This window comes from Microcoleus sp. LAD1_D3, from assembly GCF_036702135.1.
In the GTDB taxonomy this organism is placed as follows: domain Bacteria; phylum Cyanobacteriota; class Cyanobacteriia; order Cyanobacteriales; family Microcoleaceae; genus Microcoleus.
The window spans coordinates 27,967-46,051 of sequence record NZ_JAUBSB010000043.1 but is presented as its reverse complement, the minus strand read 5'-3'; the positions used below and the strand labels follow the sequence as shown (position 1 = coordinate 46,051).

The following is an 18,085-nucleotide window of genomic DNA, read 5'->3' as shown; positions in this document are numbered from 1 at the left end:
CTACGAAGCAACCGGGTTTCGAGAGCCGCAGAAAATCACTTGAATCCGATTTAAACTCACAACCCACAACTAAAAAGTAAAAAATTTGAATGTTTGCCTTGAATATGAACGATAAGAATGCTGAAAGAAGTATCATACTAATTGTCGATGACAACCAAACAAATCTTGACGTACTTTTCGAGTTGTTAAGGAATTACGGGTTTAAAGTATTAGTGGCTCTAGACGGCGAAAGTGCGATCGAGCAAATTGACTACATCCATCCAGACTTGATTCTTTTGGATATCATGATGCCAGGAATTGACGGTTTTGAAACTTGCCGACGTTTGAAAGCAGACCCGTCAACGCAAGATATTCCCATCATATTCATGAGCGCCCTTTCCGATACGCCGGATAAAGTAAAAGGCTTTCAGACAGGAGCCGTTGACTACATCACTAAGCCTTTCCAGCACGAAGAAGTTTTGAGCCGGATTCAAACCCACTTGACAATCCGCAGCTTGCAAAAAAAACTCGAAGAAAAAAACCTCGAACTTGCCCACCTCAACCAAAACCTGGAAAGACTTGTTGAACAAAAAACCAAGCAATTAATAAACCAGGAAAAAACTGCCATCATCGGACGTTTGACTCAGGGAATGGTTCACAACCTCAAAAGTCCCCTGCAAGTGATCCAGACTAGCGTCGATTTGATTGAAACAAAAGCCACACAAATTCAAGAAGACTCTCTGTTTAATTATACTAAGTATATTTTTCAAGCTGTCACAAAAATCAATCAGATCATGGATACTCTGATGATGAAAAGCAGAAACGAGCAAAAGCAAGATTTGCACCCTGTGAATATCAACGATTTAGTGCAGCGAGAAATTCAGCTATTGGAAGGCAACCTGTATTTTAAAAATAAGATTAGAAAAAAATACTTTTATGACGAAGAAATTGCCAGCATTCCCTTAATTTATTCCTATCTTTCTCAAGTATTTTATAATTTAATCAATAATGCAATGGATGCTATGTGGGAAAAGAAAAGCAGAGAAATAACTATCGTGACTCGGCAAGATGACTCGAACCTATACCTGGATATTGCAGATACGGGATGCGGTATATCATCTGAAGACTTGCCAAAACTTTTTGACCCTTTTTACACATCCAAGCCACCTAAAGGCGAGGAAAAAACCGAAGGGGAACCGACAGGAACTGGTCTAGGACTTTATACTTGTATTGAACTTTTAAAGCCTTTTAACGGTGAGATTGCTATTAGCAGCACTGTCGGTCAAGGCAGCGTGTTTACAGTTGTGCTCCCCAAACCGCAGAAAAATTGAGCGACTCAACTGAGTTGAATTGTGTCCGGTTAGACAACCATAATTAAGTTTATAATTAAATTTGTACCAAGGAATGCAAGGCTTGGTTCCTCGATCAAGAGAGGAGTTGCATTGCTCAATACAAACAGGCGCTAATTCCGGGCAATTAAGCTAACACAATCTCAGAGCGTATCTTGTAAACCAACGGTAATTCTGGTAGCTTAGTAGTAATACTATTTTGAAAAAATAAGGCCACTTTAAGCAAGCTTTAAACGGCTATTTAAAATCTAAAGTTTCAAAGGCTATCAGCAATGCAAATCTTGATTACTCCGCGCTCTTTTGACTTGCCTCTTGCTATTCCCCTGCCAAAGGTTGTAAATTAAAACAGAGTTGAGTTGCAATATTGGTAAGAGTATAATAGTTTTGGGCCACTAGGTTTCGGGCGAGGCGGAAAACTTGCAGCGAACAACTCAATTCTACAAATAAATTTGCGGGGTCTGCAAGCACACAGCGCACTCTCAAGCGTGCGGTTCAAGTTCCCCAATAATGAGCTAGGTAACTGCATCCGCTGCTGATTTTTTTTATTCCTAAAAAATAGCAAAAGGATAGCAGTAAAAAAATGCCAGTTTACGCAAGAACCAAACTGCGATAGTCATCAGTCATTCCAAATCTAAAATCTAAAATCTAAAATCTAAAATGGTATGGCATCTGTTTTTGAGTCAACTTTAACGCCTGCTTGCTTGAAAGTTCTTTTAGTAGAGGACTGTGCAGAAGATGCAGAACTCATTCAAGAACTGCTGTCAGAGCCCCGACTAGGACAATCAATTGAGTTGACGAATGTAGTTTGCATGCGGGAAGCGAGAGAAATTTTATGCGGCGAAACTTTTGATGTAATTTTATTAGACCTTTCACTTCCTGACAGCCTAAAATTTAATACTTTTTTCCGAATGCAAGATTGCGGAATAAATATTCCGATCGTCATTCTGACAGCCGCCGATGACGAAGAACTGGCTGTCGAGTTAATTGCCGCCGGCGCCCAAGATTATCTGGTGAAAAGACAGGTAGACCGCCGGCTGCTGGTACGGACGCTCAGGTGCGCGATCGCCCGCCAGAAACGGCAAGCAGAATGGCAAAAAAGTCAAGAAAAATACTTGCGGGTTGTTGACAATATCAGAGAAGTAGTTTTTGAAACAAATACTGCTGGGAATTGGACTTTTCTTAATCCGGCTTGGACGGAAATTACCGGATTTACCGTTGATGAAAGCTTAGGAACTTCCTGTTTGAGTTACATTCATTCTGACGATCAATACCAATATTTAAATTCGTTTAGAAGTCTGAGCGAAAATCAAGAAACATCCAGTTGCTATCAAATTCGATATCTTACCAAAAAGGGCGAAACTCGCTGGGTGGAAGTGCAAGAATTTTTGAGGTTGGGGTGGGACGGCGCGGCGCAGGGGACGACAGGAACTATCCACGATATTACGGATAAAGTTTTAGCACTCTCCGAGCTGGAAGCTAGTAAAAAGTTTTTGAATTATACGATCGATGCCCTGGCTGCTCCAATTTTCGTCAAGGATGAACAGCACCGCTGGATACTGTTAAATGATGCTTTTTGCAAGCTGATCGGGAAGCAGCGCGAGGAACTGCTGGGCAAATCGGATTATGACTTTTTCCCAAAACAAGAAGCTGAGATTTTTTGGCAAACTGACCAACAAGTGTTTAGGACGGGGAAAGAAAACGAGAGCGAGGAAATATTTACGGGCGCCCACGGTGCAAAGCACATTCTGTCTACTAAAAAAACCGTCTTTGAAAATACCGACGGCAGTAAAATTTTGGTGGGGATAATTCGAGATATCACTCAGGATAGGCGCCAACAATTAATGCAGCAAGAAAGCGAAGCTAGACTGCGGCAACTTGCTGCCAATTTGCCGGGAATAATTTATCAATTTCGCCTATCAACCGACGGGCAAAAAAGTTTTCCTTACATTTCTTCGGGCAGCCGCGATTTATATGAACTGGAACCTGAAAATGTTCAGCAAACTCCCCAACTACTTTTTAGTTGTATTCATCCAGACGACCGCCAAAGATTTGAAGAATCTATTGCTGTTTCTGCGGCAAATATGCAGCTTTGGTACCAGGAATGGCGGGCGATTGTACCGTCGGGAAAACTTAAGTGGCTGCAAGGGGTTTCGAGACCGGAACGAGTTGATTTTCCCACAGAAATAGGGCACCAAGGCGATATAATTTGGGAAGGCATGGTGCTGGATATTACTGATTTAAAACAGACCGAAGCAGCTTTACGGGAGAGTGAAGCCAGATTTCGCTCGCTCGTTGAGAATATCCCCGGCGCTATCTGCCGCAGCTTGTATGATGCTGATGGGACGATGGTATTTATTAGCGATGAAATTGAGGCAATTAGTGGTTATCCTGCTGAGGATTTTATTGGCAAGAACCGCTGGAGTTTTACTAGCATTATCCATGAGGCAGACCACGAAATGGTCGATCGACAAGTCAGCGCAGCGGTAGAGTCGAAACAGCCGTACAATCTAGAATACCGGATTGTTCGCGCTGACGGCGCGGTGCGGTGGATGTCGGAAAGAGGTAGGCCAACTTACAATCTAGAAGGGCTAGTTTTGTGGCTAGACAGAGCGATTTTTGATATTACCGATCGCAAACAAGCGGAACTGACTCTGTGCCTGGTAACTCAAGCTGTAGACAGCGCTAGTGATGCGATCGCGATCGCAGATTTGGACGGTTATTCCGTTTATCACAATCAAGCATTTATTCAGCGCTACGGCTATACAGTTGAGGAACTAAATAATGCCGGAGGCCCAGCAGTAATGTACCCCAAATCTCAAGATTTGAGAAAGTTATTTAGGGTGCTGCGGAAAGGTTTTCCCTGGGAAACTGAAATTGAAATTAAGAGTAAAAATGGCGATATTATAGAGACTTTCTTGCGAGCTAACTGCATTAAAGATAGCGCTAGTCAACCGATAGGAATGATAGCCATAATTGCCGATCTCACGGAAATAAAACGCACCGCATCGGCATTAAAACTCAGTCAAGAGCGATTGGAGTTGGCGGTTTCAGGTAGCTCTTTGGGGCTGTGGGATTGGAATATCGCTACTGGCGAAACTTATTTCGACTTTTATTGGAAATCAATGCTAGGCTATGCAGAAACCGAAATTGAAAATAACCTCAAAGGTTGGGAAAGTTTGGTGCATCCAGAAGACCGACTGAAGGTAATGGAATGTTTAAATTCCTATTTGGAAGGTGAGACTGATATCTATGAATTTGAATTTCGGATGCTCAACAAAGCGGGCAATTGGCAGTGGATTCTGGCGATGGGCAAGGTAGTCGAGTACGACGAATGGGGTGCGCCGTTGCGGATAACAGGCACTCACAAAGATATCAGCGCCCGCGTTGCAGCAGAAGCAGAAAAAACTCAGTTGATCGCATCTTTGCAACAACTTGCCGAACAGTTGCAAGCAGCGCAAAAAATTGCCCGCATCGGCAATTGGGAATTCGATATTGAGGCAGGAATTATTACTTGGTCGGAAGAACTGTTTCGAGTTTACGGCCGAGAATTGAATCAGCCGCCGACAATGGAAGAACTTTTAGAGCAAATTCATTCCGATGACAAAGAAGTTTTTACACAAGTTGTGCAAAACGCAGTGACTGAAGGGACAGCTTACGACATCGACCACCGCATCTATTTTCCATCAGGAGAAATCAGGCACGTTAACGCTAAAGGACAATCTGTTAAAAATGAGTTGGGTCAGGTGGTGCGGCTGTTTGGCACGGCAATGGACATTAGCCATCGCAAAAAAGCAGAAATTGCTTTACAAGAAAGCGAACAGCGATTTCGAGCTGTATTTGAACAAGCCGCGATTGGCATTGTTAAAGTGTGGCCAGACGGTCAATTTTTGAATGCAAATCAAGGCTTTTGCAATATTGTCGGATACTCTGAATTGGAACTGAAAGCGCGAAATGTTGGGGATATTTCTCACCCAGAAGATGTAGCAGCCGATGTCGAGTCGCGCGACAGACTGTTAGCTGGGGAAATTTTTAATTATTCCCTTGAAAAACGCTTTATTCGCAAAGACGGTTCATTTGTTTGGACTAATATGACTGTATCATTAGTGCGGAATGGGTTTGGGGAACCTAGCTATGTAATTGGTGTGATTGAAGATATTAGCACTCGCAAACTTGCCGAGGCTATCTTGCGCCAGCAATTAAAGCGAGAACGCTTGGTGGTAGCAATGCTGGAACGCATTCGCTCGTCTCTAAATTTAGAAGAAATCTTGACCAAAGCTGTTGCTGAAGTACGGCATTTTTTGCAAACAGACCGGACAGTTATTTATCAGTTTAATTCCGATTGGAGCGGTTTTGTAACAGTCGAGTCTGTGGGCCAAAATTGGCTGGCTATTCAGGGAATAACTATTAACGATTCGTGCTTTGAAGACAACTATGCTTCTGCTTACGAACACGGTCGTGCTGTAGCTGTAGATGATATTTACCAAGCTGATCTTTCCGAGTGCTACATTAATTTATTAAGTCAATTTCAGGTGCGAGCTAATTTGGTAGTGCCAGTTTTGCAAGGCGAGAAGTTGTGGGGGCTATTGATCGCTCACGAGTGCGCGGGTCCCCGCCACTGGCTGGAAATTGAGGTCGAGTGTCTCAAACAAATTAGCGTGCAGTTGGCGATCGCTATCCAGCAATCAATGCTGTTTGAGCAAGCACAAACTGAAATTGCCGATCGCAAACAAGCCGAGTCAGCTTTGCAGGAATCGGAAGCGCGAGAACGTTCAAAAGCGCTAGAGTTAGAAGCAGCTATTAACAAACTCCGAACGACTCAAGCTCAGCTTGTTCAGAATGAAAAAATGGTGAGTTTGGGTCAGTTAGTTGCTGGTGTTGCTCACGAAATTAATAACCCTGTTAGCTTTATTCACTGCAATCTCACTCCGGCTCGTAATTACACTTTAGATTTGCTGGAATTGATTAAATTTTACCAGCATTACTGTCCTAATCCTCCAGCCCAAGTCTTGGATAAAATTAATGAAATAGACTTGGATTATATTGCTGAGGATTTCCCGAGATTGTTTAATTCGATGCAAGTAGGAACCGAGCGAATTGTCGAGATCGTGAAATCGTTGCGTAACTTTTCGCGATTGGACGAGTCCGCTGGGAAGTCTGTCAACATTCACGAGGGAATTGATAGCACTTTGATGATTTTGCAAAATCGGTTGAAATCTCACAGCAGTCATCGGGAAATTCAGATTGTTAAAGATTACCAACTATTGCCGCCAATTGAATGTTTTCCGGGCGAGTTGAATCAGGTATTTATGAATATTTTGATTAATGCGATCGATGCTTTGGAAGAACGGGACAAGCAGCGTCCGATCGAGGAGTGCGATCGACATCCAAGCACGATCGCTATTCGCACTTATCAGGCTGCTGCGGGCTTCGTAGCGGTATCTATTGCCGACAACGGGCGGGGGATACCGGAGTCGGTGCGATCGAGGCTGTTTGACCCGTTTTTCACGACTAAACCTGTGGGCAAGGGCACGGGTTTGGGATTGTCGATTTCTCACTCGATTATAGTCGATCGCCACGGCGGCAGATTGAGCTGTATTTCGACACCGGGAGAGGGAGCGGAGTTTTTGATTGAAATTCCAGTGCGGCCGAATTTAACAGGTAGGAATTCAAATTTGGGGCAATAAATTAGGAATTTGTAATTAGAAATTGGGCAGCGGAAATGGGCAATATCTCACATCTTGCACCATTCTCGCTTAACAGGCTTTCCGGCCTGTTCCACAAAGAGTGAATTTTCTTGTGGAACAGGCCGGAAAGCCTGTTCCTAAACAAGTAATTGAGAATGGTGCAACATCTCAGTAATATCAAATACCGTAGCATCGGAATTATACCCTGCCAGCGAGCATTATCCTTGCTTCGGGTCACTCGATCGCATCCCGCTCGCACTGCACTCGGAAAATTATTATTCCGATGCTAAGGTCAACAATATGAGTTATGAGTTGTGAGTTGTGAGTGAAAAATTAAACACGATCTTACTAATTACCAATTACCTTCAACTTTTACATAAAAATCGGAGAAGATTCCGAGTTACTTCTGGCGTGACAAATGCGATTTTTGCCTTCGGTTTTGGCTTGATAAAGGGCGCTGTCAGCGCTGCGAATTAGGGTGTTGGGAGATTCCTGGGCAGAAGGAATCGCTGTCGCAATGCCACCACTGAGGGTAACGTAGGGGCCGATCAACGATCGCGCGTGGGGCAGTTTCAAGCTGGCGATGCCGTCGCAAATTTTCCGGGCGACAACGTTTGCCCCTTCGGCGCTAGTGTTGGGCAGCACTAGGGCAAATTCTTCGCCACCGTAGCGGGCAGTCAAATCCCCAGCCCGGTTGGTGGCTCTGGCGATCGCCCCGGCAACTTGGCGCAAACAATCGTCCCCGCCGAGGTGCCCATAAAACTCGTTGTAAAGTTTAAAAAAGTCGATGTCAAACATAATTAAAGACAGCGGCAGTTCCTCTCTTGCCAATCTGCGCCACTCTAAGCTCAAAACGCGATCGAACTGGCGGCGATTGGCAATGCCAGTCAGTCCGTCAGTAGTTGCCAGTTGCTGCAATTTTTGATTGGCTATTGCTAGCTTGCGGTAAAGTTGAGATTGTTCGATCGCGATCGCCACTTGATTTGCCAAGTGCTGTAAAAAATCTATTTCCCACTGCTGCCATTCCCTGACACCGCAGCAATTGTATGCTGTCAACATTCCCCACAAATTATTGCCATTTTCTGCGATCGAATCGGGCAAATTTTTACCTTGGGTCTGCGGTTTGTAACTCGCCTGCTGCCAGATATAATTTTCGGCTGCATCGTGATTTTTTTCGGCTTCCCAACCAATGGCTTCTTGTGTTTCTTTTGCCGTTTCCCAGTCGCCAGATTGCCAAATTGGCACGCTTATAACTGCTGCAATTTCACAATCTGTCAACAATTCTTTGCAACTGCCAGCCAATGGGGCAGTGCTGACATCTGCTATTGCTTGTACCGAGTGGGATTCGACTAAAACAAAGCATGACACCGCCAAAGCAGCACTAATATTTTGGTTTTCAATATAACCTTCTGGCAAACCGTCACCGGCGACGATCGCACCTTTTTGCTCTTCCCCGTCCAATTGAGACACCCAATCCTGACAGCGATAAATTAAAACGCGGTCTGTTTGGAGAAACTGGCGCACTTCTGCAACGGTACTTTGGAGAATGCTTGCCGGATCTATTGACGATCGAATATGTTCGATCATTTTGCCTAACAGCCGCTGTCGGAGAGCCTGCTGCCGCAATTGTTCTTCGATTTCCTGGCGTTCGATCGCGTAATGGATTGCCCGCACCAGAAGAGTTCTGTGAAATCTTCCCTTTACCAAACAATCTTGAGCGCCCCAGCGCAATACCGACCGGGCCATATTTTCATCGTTGATATCTGTCAGCACCACAATTGGCAATGTGGGCCATCGCCCTTTCAAAACTGCGATCGCCTCGCTTCCCCTCAAGCTGTCTGACACTGACAAATCTAATAGTAGGGCGTCAAACTTGTCTACTTCCAGACACCCGGCTCCTATCTCCAGAGACTTAACAGTTTGGAGAAGAAATAGAGACTCGCTGAATGACCCTAGAAGGTCTTCGATCATTGTCGGATCTGCGAGGTCATCCTCAACTAACAAAATTTTCAGACATTGGTTACGTGTTAACACAACTATAGCGTTCGGAGCGGGTCTAAGGCAACTTTTTTGTTTTGAGAGCGATACTTGCGCTCGGCCAATATTGCTGCTTATCAAATTCACTATACACTCAAACTATGGATTTAGCCCTACATGAAAATTTACATATCCGGCGGGAGTGAAACGATTTCAAACCAATACTCACATAAAGTCTTCATTACTTCAAGCAATCCTTCAAAAGTGACTGGTTTGGATATGAAAGAATTGGCTCCCAATCGGTAGCAAAGCAAGATATCTCCTCTGCGGTGGGAAGTTGTGAGTATTACAACCGGAATTTGTTGCAAATGGGGGTCAGATCTGATCAAAGTTAGTGTTTCTCGCCCGTCCAGCCTCGGCATATTCAGATCCAAAAGTATCAAGTCTGGCTGATGCCAATTGGTGCTACCAAAATATTGACCACGACGGTACAAGTAGTCTAGCACTTGTTCTCCATTTTCCACAAATTCGCTCGTAATTGCTAGTCGAACTTCTCGCAGTGCTTCCTTCACCAAAAAGCGCGTGTCCTCGTCATCGTTTGCTATTAAAAGAGTGAATTTTTTCTTTTTATAATTCACGGCTTTGCCTCACTACGAACGTATTTTGTGAGGTGGCAGGACTTTGAGCCGTGTTTAAGTACCTGCAAAGCATCTCTTGCCATCATCCGGTAAATTTGGCTGAGAACACTGAAAGTGTGTTGCAGGAATTTACCGTTTTTCTGGATTTGCAAAGGTTTGCGAATCATGCTTGTTTCACTTGGCAGTCTGTCCGAGAACCTACAAACTGCAAACACATCACAAATCTTGATCCGGGAACTACTAGGGAAACTATTGCATCCCAAAGCAAGATGCTCTGGATACAGTTGAAAAAAATTAACAAGTCTTGCGCGCACCGCTGATTTATAAGTTGTATAAGGATCGAGCTAATAGATTTATATTGATAAATTTTTAGCTCAATGTCATCAGTGAATATGCTACACTTTATAAACCTCTTTGTAAAGAAAAGATAAAGATATTTAAAGCTTAAGTAAAGGAGGCGTGACAATTAAGCAATTTGGTGACAAGCCCCCGGATTCATCCGTGGGTCGAGAAAAAAGCTCCGAATCCTCATCACAAGCCCCCGGATTTACAGTGTATTCGAGCTTTATAAAGTACACCCCAGAAACCGGTTTTTTTTAGAGTTTTCTCATCCTTTTCTGTTCAAGAAACCAGGTTTTTGTGTACTACATTTACAGGGAATATGCTGTATCAGTGAGGTCGTTTTCTTCAATTCTAAAATCTAAAATCTAAAATCTAAAATCTAAAATCGATTGACTGCTTCAGGCGGGGTGCTGACTTCACTTTGGTATAGGAATAGAAAAATAAAAAGTCGAGCCTCGATGGGGTTCTGATTCTACCCAAAGGCTGCCGCCGTGCCGATCGACAATTCTTTGACAAATCGCTAAACCGATACCAGTTCCCGAATACTGTTTTTGGGTGTGCAAGCGCTGAAAAATCTGAAAAATTCGCGGATGGTGCTGTGAGGCAATCCCAATACCATTATCCTGCACTGAAAACACCCAGCTATCCCCCTGACGGGAAGCGTCCACCTGCACCACCGGCGCCTCACTGCTACGGTACTTAATGGCGTTACCAATTAAATTTTGAAACAGTTGCAGCAGTTGAAAACAGTCACCTGTTACCCTTGGCAAATCCCCCCTAGTAACAGAAGCTTGATTCTCGCGGATAGCCAACTGCAAATTAGCACAAGCATCCTCAAAAACCCGATTGCAATCTATGAGATCAAAAGGTTTCTGACTGCGACCGACCCGCGAATACTCCAGCAAGTCATCAATCAGCGCCTGCATCCGCCCGCAAGAATTAACAATATTGCGGATAAATTTATTTCCTTGGGCATCAAGTTGGTTGGAAGAGCGTTTTTCTAATAGTTGAGCGTAGCCGGCAATCGTGCTCAAAGGCGCTTGCAAATCGTGAGAAGCCACGTAGGCAAACTGTTCTAGCTCGGCATTAGAACGAGTTAATTCTTGAGCGTAGCGGGTTTGAGTGTCTAAACTCGCTTCCAGCAATTCTTGTACCAGCTTGCGTTCGGAAATATCCTCGATCGCACAAATTAAATACTGCAGCGTCCCCTTGACATCCCGCATTGCCGAAACAGTAACATTTGCCCAGCGCACTGCCTGATCTTTGCATAGCAAACGCTTTTCCACAGAAAAAGTTTGAATCTTCCCGGATAACAGCGAGCGCAGGTATTCTCTGTCCGCTTCTCTATCATCTGGGTGAGTAATTGCCTCCCAATTTTGCTGTAACAATTCGGATTGTGCATAGCGGACAATTTGACAAAAGCCGGGATTTACCCGCATAAATTTACCACAGAGCGCGGTTTTAGCTATGCCGACCGCAGCTTGCTCGAATATGGCGCGAAAGCGTTCTTCGCTGTCTCGCAGGGCAATTTCTGCTCGTTTGCGCTCGGTAATATTGCGAAATGTTACTGCCAGACCGTCGTTTAATTTGACCGCCACAATGTGCAGCCAAACAATTGGCTCTTGCTCCTGTTCGTAATAAAATTCTTGGTCTATAGTTTCTCCTGTTTCTACTACAGAAACATACAAATCAAATAACCCATTATTGCTAACTTGCGAAATCTTGGCTAACAAATTCTTGCCAACAATCTCATTTAATAGCAGACCATAAAATTTTTCGGCAGCCGGGTTGATCAAGAGCCACTGGAAATCCACAATATTTCCCTCACTGTTGCGGACGGCAGAATAAGCTACCACACAGTCTAAGGAACTATTTAATATACTAGCAAGCAGCGACTGCGACTGTTGCAGTTGATTATTTTGTTCTTTTAATTGCTGTTGCAGTTTTTGCAAGCGGACTTGCTTGTCGATGCGCGCTAAAACTTCTTCTACTTGAAATGGTTTAGTAATATAGTCGGCGCCTCCTACTCGAAAAGCTTGTAATTTATCGTTCATTTCATCTAATACGCTTAAAAAAATTACCGGAATTTGTTCGGTTTCTGGTGTCGCTTTCAGTCTCCGACAAACTTCATAACCGTTCATTTCCGGCATTCTAATGTCGAGCAAAATTAAATCGGGGCAATAGGTGATCGCAACATTCAACGCCAGTTGACCGCAAATAGCTCGGTAAACTTGATACCCCTGGGATGTTAGCAGTTTGGATAAGAACCGCAGATTGCTCGGTTGGTCATCAACCACCAATACTTTAATTTCGCTATTATCCATTTATTTTAAACTCGATTGAGTTAAATCCAGGATCTTGTCGAGTCGGTAATCGGCAAGCAAATCTTTTAAAGCCTCAGCTAAAGTTGGATGACTTTCCCAGATGCGATCGACAAGTTGAATCGCCAGCTCTTCATTAACATCATTAGCCGCGTCGTAGAGTTCCTGCACCCAACTTTGAGGCATCTGAGCCAGCAGCCCTCGGAAAAATGAATCGGGTTTTTCGCTCACACAATAACGCCGTAAAGCCCCGACAGGAAGCCGGGGCAACTCTTGATAAAGATAGCGCACTCCCAAGTAGCAAGCCATCTTATCAAAGAGGATTTGTTCTTGAAAAGGTTTCCGCACAAAATCGTCGCAACCTGCGGCGATAATTTCGCCTTTTTTTTCCTCAAAAGTGCTAGCAGTCAGAGCAATAATTACAGTTCGCCACTGAGTTTGTTTCTCTTTCGCTCTAATTTGTCGGACAGCTTCAAAACCGTCCATTACTGGCATTCGCGTATCCAGCCAAATTAAATGAGGCTGCCAACTTTCCCAAAGTTCAACCGCTTGGTAGCCATTTTCCGCTTCTCGGACTTCCAAACCAATTGGTTGCAACATTTTAACCAGCAGCAGCCGATTTTCTTGATTGTCGTCAACTGCTAAAATCCTATAAACTGGTTGATCTGCTTCTAGTCCGATCGCTCGCTGCAATGTTGCCACTGTTATTTCAGACGAAATAGCCGCAAATACTCGGATATTAAATTTAAAACTTGTTCCCTCACCTAAAACACTTTTTACCCCAATATTACCCCCCATAATCTGTACGTATTTTTTAGTAATTGTCAAACCCAATCCCGTACCATCAGCCGCTTTTCTCCCCGCTTGTGTTTGCACGAAAGCATCAAATAAAGTATCAATTTCTGCTGTTGCTATGCCAACTCCCGTATCTTCAACTTCAAAGAAAATTAACAATGGTTCGACTGAGGTAGGGTTAGGATGACTTTCCGATTTAGTCGGCTGTGGCTGGTTGCTTTCCACGCTCACTCGCAGCCAAATACGACCCCCGTCCTGAGTAAATTTCATGGCATTTCCCAGCAGGTTAATTAAGCAGACGCGCAGCTTTTTTTCGTCAGTTTTTATATATTGGGGAACATTTGCCTGGACGGAAAATCTCAGTTGCATTTTTTTTGTTTCAGCTTTGATTTGAAACATTTCTTCGAGAGTGTCGAGGAGTTGATAAAGGTCAAAGCTGCGTTCATCTAAGCCAATTATCCCTGCTTCTATTTTCGACAAGTCTAAAACATCGTTAATTAGTTCCAGCAAATGTTGACCGCTGCGGTTAATAATTCGGAGATTTTCGAGATTTTCGTGGCTGAGCAAAGAGTCGCGGCTCATGACTTGGGTAAAACCCAGGATGGCGTTCAGGGGAGTCCGCAATTCGTGGCTCATGTTGGCAACGAATTGACTTTTTGCGAGGGATGCAGCGGCCGCTGCTTCTTCAGCTTTTTTGCGTTCTATTATTTCTTCTTGCAATTTTTTATTGCGATCGAGCAATTGTTTTTTCAGTCTTTGGATAGTCAGTTGGTGTTCGATTCGCGCTAAAACCTCTGCTACATGAAACGGTTTTGTGACATAATCTACCCCTCCAACTTGAAAGGCGGTTACTTTGTCCAATACTTCATCTAAAGCGCTGATAAAAATAACGGGAATTTCTGATGTCTTCGGATCTGCCTTGAGCTGGGTGCAGACTTCGTAGCCGTCCATTTCCGGCATTTTGATATCAAGCAAAATCAAATCAGGAGACCCAGATCGCGCTGCTCTGATTGCCATTTTGCCGTTAATTACGCCGCGGACTTTGTAGCCCCGATCGAACAGCGTTGCGGATAAAACTTGCAAATTTTCTGGAGTATCGTCAACAATTAATATGTTGCCTTTATTTTCTTCTATTTGATTGTTGGTCATCGATCGCTATTTTTTGTTAATTTAAGAATAGTTGAAATTTTGAAAACGGGTTAAATACTTATTATAACACTACTTCCGGGAGCAAGTTCTTTTATATTTACAGAACTTATCTTAGTTGAGATTTAAGATGTGAGATTAAAGAATGGGGAATGAGTGATGATTACCAGGGTGTGGAGCTTGGCTACAAGTAAATTACCCGATCGCCTGCGGGCGAGTTTACAAATAGGCGATCGACCTACATCATCCATAATCCTGAACCTGCCCCTATCCCTTCTTCTTTCATCCTTCAACAATTTCTAAACTCCTCAATCAAATCGATAATCCGATCGCAGCGGAAGTTATTCGCCAAATCGGCTATCGCGTTGCCGAAACGAGCATTAATAGGAGGAATCGACAACAACAGCCGAAAAATCTCCTCGTTATCAACCGCATCCGCCGCCGAATACAATTCATCAATCCATTCAGCAGGCATAGCTTCCAAAAATGAAGTATTGAGTGTAAAAGCCAAATCAGCCGTTTCAGTTGCCGTGGAAACCTCGGCGAACACCGCAGCATCAGAACTTAGCGAAGCTTCTCGATCATAAACATAGCGGACTCCCAGATACTTAGCCATCTTTTCTAGAATCACTTGCTCCCGAAAAGGCTTCGCTACAAAATCATCGCAACCAGCAGACAAAATCAGCGATCGCTCCTCATCAAAAGCACTTGCAGTCAGAGCAATAATCACCGTTGCTTGACCTTTCAAATGCGCTTTAATCTGTTTCGTAGCTTCGTAACCGTCCATCACCGGCATCCGCATATCCATCCAAATCAAATGAGGTTCCCAACTCGACCACATTTCCACAGCTTGAACGCCATTTTCAGCGTCCTGCACCGCAAAGCCAAGGGATGTCAGCATTCTGACCAACAGCAAGCGGCTTTCCAGGCGATCGTCAACAGCTAAAATCCGGTATTCAGGCTGTCCGGGTTCCAGGCCCACCACTCGGCGAGCTGTTTGAGCCACCTGAATTTCCACTGCATTAGGGAGCGAAACTTTAACATCAAATCTAAAAATGCTGCCGCGACCGAGGGTACTTGTTACCGTCATCTTTCCTCCCATTAACTGAACGAACTGCTTGCTGATTGGCAAGCCCAAACCGGTTCCTTCTTGAGCTTTTTTTCCGCTTTCTGTTTGCGCGAAAGGTGTAAACAAATTGTCCATTTCTTCCGCAGAAATTCCTGAACCAGTGTCTTCCACTTCAAATAGCAAACAGCAATTCTTACTTGGGGGAATCTCTCCATGAGTTTTAGTTTTTAATCCCTCATGTTTTATTCTCAAATTAACACCACCTTCCGTAGTAAACTTAATAGCATTTCCGACTACATTTATTAAGACTTGGCGCAACTTGCTTTCGTCGGTTTCTATATATTTAGGTAGAGTGGGGGGGGAATCAAAAATTAACTGCAACCCTTTTTTTTCGGCTTGCAGCTTCAGCATATTTTCAGTGTTTTTTAGCATTTTGTGCAAGTCAAAGGTGCTGTTATTAAGTGTCACCAGCCCGACTTCAATTTTTGACATTTGCAGAATATTGTTGATCAAAACGAGCAAATGTTCCCCGCTCTGGCTAATAATTCCTAAGTATTGCTGTTGGTCGGCACCGAGGTCTGGGTCGCGGGCCAGCAGTTGGCTGAAACCGAGAATTGCGTTGAGGGGAGTTCGCAATTCGTGGCTCATATTCGAGAGAAATTCACTTTTCGCCCTGTTGGCTCTGTCGGCTTCTTCTTTGGCTTTTTTCAGGGCTATTTCTGCTTGTTTGCGCTCGGTAATATCGCTAGCAGTGCCTGTTGTGCCCATAATGTTTCCTTCAGCGTCCAAACGCGCGATCGCCTTCGTATTTACATCAATCTTGCTGCCGTCTTTTCCTAATACTATATTTTCGTACTGAAACACAGTTTTTCCCGTCAGGAAGCGCCGCTGAAGTTCCCATTTCCAGTCTATTTCTCCTGGGGCCAAGAAATCGCTAAAAGAACAGCCAAGCATTTCTTCAGGCTCGTAACCGTAGATTTGTTTAACTGCTTGGTTCACAAAAGTAAGGTGTCCTTCAGCATCGCAAGACCAGATAATATCTTGGGAAGTTTCAACTAAATGACGGTATTTTTCTTCGCTCTCAGCTAGGGCTATTTCTGCCCGCTTGCGGGGGGTAATGTCCATCAAAGTTGTGAATAGTTTTGTCACTTTACCTTGTTGATTGACAACTGCTTCTCCTCTGGCTTCGATGTAGCGAATGAAGCCGCCTTCACTTGTTTGTGATCGGCAATTATCCGCACCAATTGTCGGTTCCAGCCGCAGGATTCGATATTCCAAACTGTAGGATTGCCCGCTATCAATAGCAGCGTCGATCGTTGTTTGCCACTTTTGTCGATCGTCGGGATGCACGTATTGCGAAAACTCAGTCAGTGTTGGCGCAGGCTGGGTTGGATCGAGCCCAAAAATCCGAGATAATTCTTCCGACCAAGTAGTTGTGTTGGCAGATAAATCGCATTCCCAATTACCGACACGGGCGATTCTTTGCGCTGCTGCTAAAGAAGCCGCTACAGCTCGGAGTTTTTCTTCGGCTAATTTGCGATCGCTAATATCTTGAATCACAGAAATCACGCAGGTTTCGCCATGAATGTCAATGATTTCTGCTGACAGCAGCCCGGTTCTGAGTCCCCCTGTTTTAGTGCGAAAATCAAATTCGTAATTGAGAACAATTTTTTTTTCGTCTAACATTTTAAACAACTCGGCGCGGGCTTGTATATTTTCCCAAAGATTCAAATCAAGCGCCGTGCGAGCGAGAATTTCTGCGGCCGAATAACCCATTGTCTGGCAAAAAGCCTCATTAATTTCTAAATAACTACCGTCATTAAGTCTGGTAATAGTAATCGGGTTGGGAGAAGAACGAAAAGCTTTAGCAAACTTTTCCTCTGACAAACGCAGTTGTGCAGTCCGCTCCTCGACTAAAGTTTCCAATTCTTGATTCAGCTTTTGGAGTTGAGCATTTTGTTCCGCTAATTGCTTCTCCCTAAAATAGCTGTTAATCGCTTCTTTTACCGTCAACTTCAAATCTTCGGACTGCCAAGGCTTCGATATATATCGGTACAATTTAGCATATTTAATAGTATTCGCCACTGCTTCGAGGTCTGCTTGCCCCGTTAGCATAATTTTGATAGTTTTTGGGGAAATTCTGTGAATCTGCTTCAGCAATTCGTCCCCTTTGATATTCGGCATCAAATAGTCGGAAATCACTGCTACTATTTCGCTGCCCTCAGCCAGTAATTCTTCTATTAACTCTAAAGCATCTTCGCCGCCTTCAGCAGTTTCTAATAACTGTTCTTCCCCCAGGGTTTTTTTTAACTCAATTTTCAAACTTTCAAGAATTATCGGTTCATCATCCACACAAATAATCACAGGTTTATTGTTCATATTTTTGTCAAACCAGATTTTATAGTTTCTACTAATTCTTTGCGTTCCCACGGCTTGTACAAACAACGGTGCAAGTTTGCTTGCTCTTTCACCCGTGCTATTGCTACTTCGTCGGCTTGCCCAGTCAGCATGACTTTCACAATTTTAGGATATTTTTGGTGAACCAGAATCAAAAATTCATCTCCTTTAATCCCTGGCATTAACCAGTCAGATACTATGACCAAAATATCACTTTCATCTTCTTTTTGAATTTCCTCCATAATTTCCAGAGCTTCATCTGCATTTTCTGCTACTTCATAGAGGTAAGCATCCCCAAATTCTTTTTTAAGTTGAATTTTCAAACTATTTAAGACCACAACTTCATCGTCAACGCACAAAATTACTGGTTTAGGCATAAAACTTGACT

9 protein-coding genes are annotated in these 18,085 nt (G+C 43.7%); 2 read left to right on the top strand and 7 right to left on the bottom strand.

The genetic code is table 11. The annotated features are described in order from the left end of the window. Nucleotides 1-89: 89 nt before the first annotated feature. A complete protein-coding gene (locus tag QUA74_RS21275) occupies nt 90-1,310 on the top strand; it encodes a hybrid sensor histidine kinase/response regulator (RefSeq protein WP_333333221.1) in 1,221 nt (406 codons plus the stop codon). A 680-nt stretch (nt 1,311-1,990) separates the two neighbouring features. Then, nucleotides 1,991-7,012: a PAS domain S-box protein gene (locus QUA74_RS21270; protein ID WP_333333219.1), complete on the top strand. Its 5,022-nt coding sequence runs from the start codon at nt 1,991-1,993 to the stop codon at nt 7,010-7,012. 372 nt (nt 7,013-7,384) lie between these two features. On the opposite strand, the gene QUA74_RS21265 is transcribed toward QUA74_RS21270, so the two are convergent. The 7 genes from QUA74_RS21265 to QUA74_RS21235 all read right to left on the bottom strand — a co-directional run bounded on the left by QUA74_RS21265 (nt 7,385) and on the right by QUA74_RS21235 (nt 18,074). After that, nucleotides 7,385-9,046 carry a diguanylate cyclase domain-containing protein gene (locus tag QUA74_RS21265; RefSeq protein WP_333333217.1) on the bottom strand — a complete coding sequence of 554 codons (1,662 nt, stop codon included), beginning with the start codon at nt 9,044-9,046 and terminating at the stop codon, nt 7,385-7,387. Between the two features lie 128 nt (nt 9,047-9,174). Then, nucleotides 9,175-9,627, bottom strand: coding sequence for a response regulator (locus tag QUA74_RS21260; protein WP_333333215.1), 453 nt, complete (start codon nt 9,625-9,627; stop codon nt 9,175-9,177). Then, nucleotides 9,624-9,794 (bottom strand): hypothetical protein, encoded by a 171-nt coding sequence (locus QUA74_RS21255; protein ID WP_333333214.1) that lies wholly within the window; start codon nt 9,792-9,794, stop codon nt 9,624-9,626. The genes QUA74_RS21260 and QUA74_RS21255 overlap by 4 nt, the downstream gene beginning before the upstream one ends. Nucleotides 9,795-10,385: 591 nt before the next feature. Further along, a complete protein-coding gene (locus tag QUA74_RS21250) occupies nt 10,386-12,293 on the bottom strand; it encodes a PAS domain S-box protein (protein WP_333333212.1) in 1,908 nt (635 codons plus the stop codon). Continuing rightward, nucleotides 12,294-14,234, bottom strand: coding sequence for a response regulator (locus QUA74_RS21245; RefSeq protein WP_333333210.1), 1,941 nt, complete (start codon nt 14,232-14,234; stop codon nt 12,294-12,296). It abuts the gene before it with no gap. A 286-nt stretch (nt 14,235-14,520) separates the two neighbouring features. Next, on the bottom strand, nt 14,521-17,679 hold the full coding sequence (locus QUA74_RS21240) for a PAS domain S-box protein (RefSeq protein WP_333333208.1): 3,159 nt from the start codon (nt 17,677-17,679) through the stop codon (nt 14,521-14,523). Next, the gene (locus QUA74_RS21235; protein WP_333333206.1) at nt 17,676-18,074 is read right to left on the bottom strand and encodes a response regulator; all 399 of its coding nucleotides are present in this window, start codon (nt 18,072-18,074) and stop codon (nt 17,676-17,678) included. The genes QUA74_RS21240 and QUA74_RS21235 overlap by 4 nt, the downstream gene beginning before the upstream one ends. Between the last annotated feature and the right edge of the window lie 11 nt (nt 18,075-18,085).

Coding starts and splice junctions, on each gene's coding strand:
- QUA74_RS21275 (WP_333333221.1), top strand. CDS start 90: ATGTTTGCCTTGAATATGAACGATAAGAATGCTGAAAGAAGTATCATA.
- QUA74_RS21270 (WP_333333219.1), top strand. CDS start 1,991: ATGGCATCTGTTTTTGAGTCAACTTTAACGCCTGCTTGCTTGAAAGTT.
- QUA74_RS21255 (WP_333333214.1), bottom strand. CDS start 9,794: ATGATTCGCAAACCTTTGCAAATCCAGAAAAACGGTAAATTCCTGCAA.
- QUA74_RS21250 (WP_333333212.1), bottom strand. CDS start 12,293: ATGGATAATAGCGAAATTAAAGTATTGGTGGTTGATGACCAACCGAGC.
- QUA74_RS21245 (WP_333333210.1), bottom strand. CDS start 14,234: ATGACCAACAATCAAATAGAAGAAAATAAAGGCAACATATTAATTGTT.
- QUA74_RS21240 (WP_333333208.1), bottom strand. CDS start 17,679: ATGAACAATAAACCTGTGATTATTTGTGTGGATGATGAACCGATAATT.
- QUA74_RS21235 (WP_333333206.1), bottom strand. CDS start 18,074: ATGCCTAAACCAGTAATTTTGTGCGTTGACGATGAAGTTGTGGTCTTA.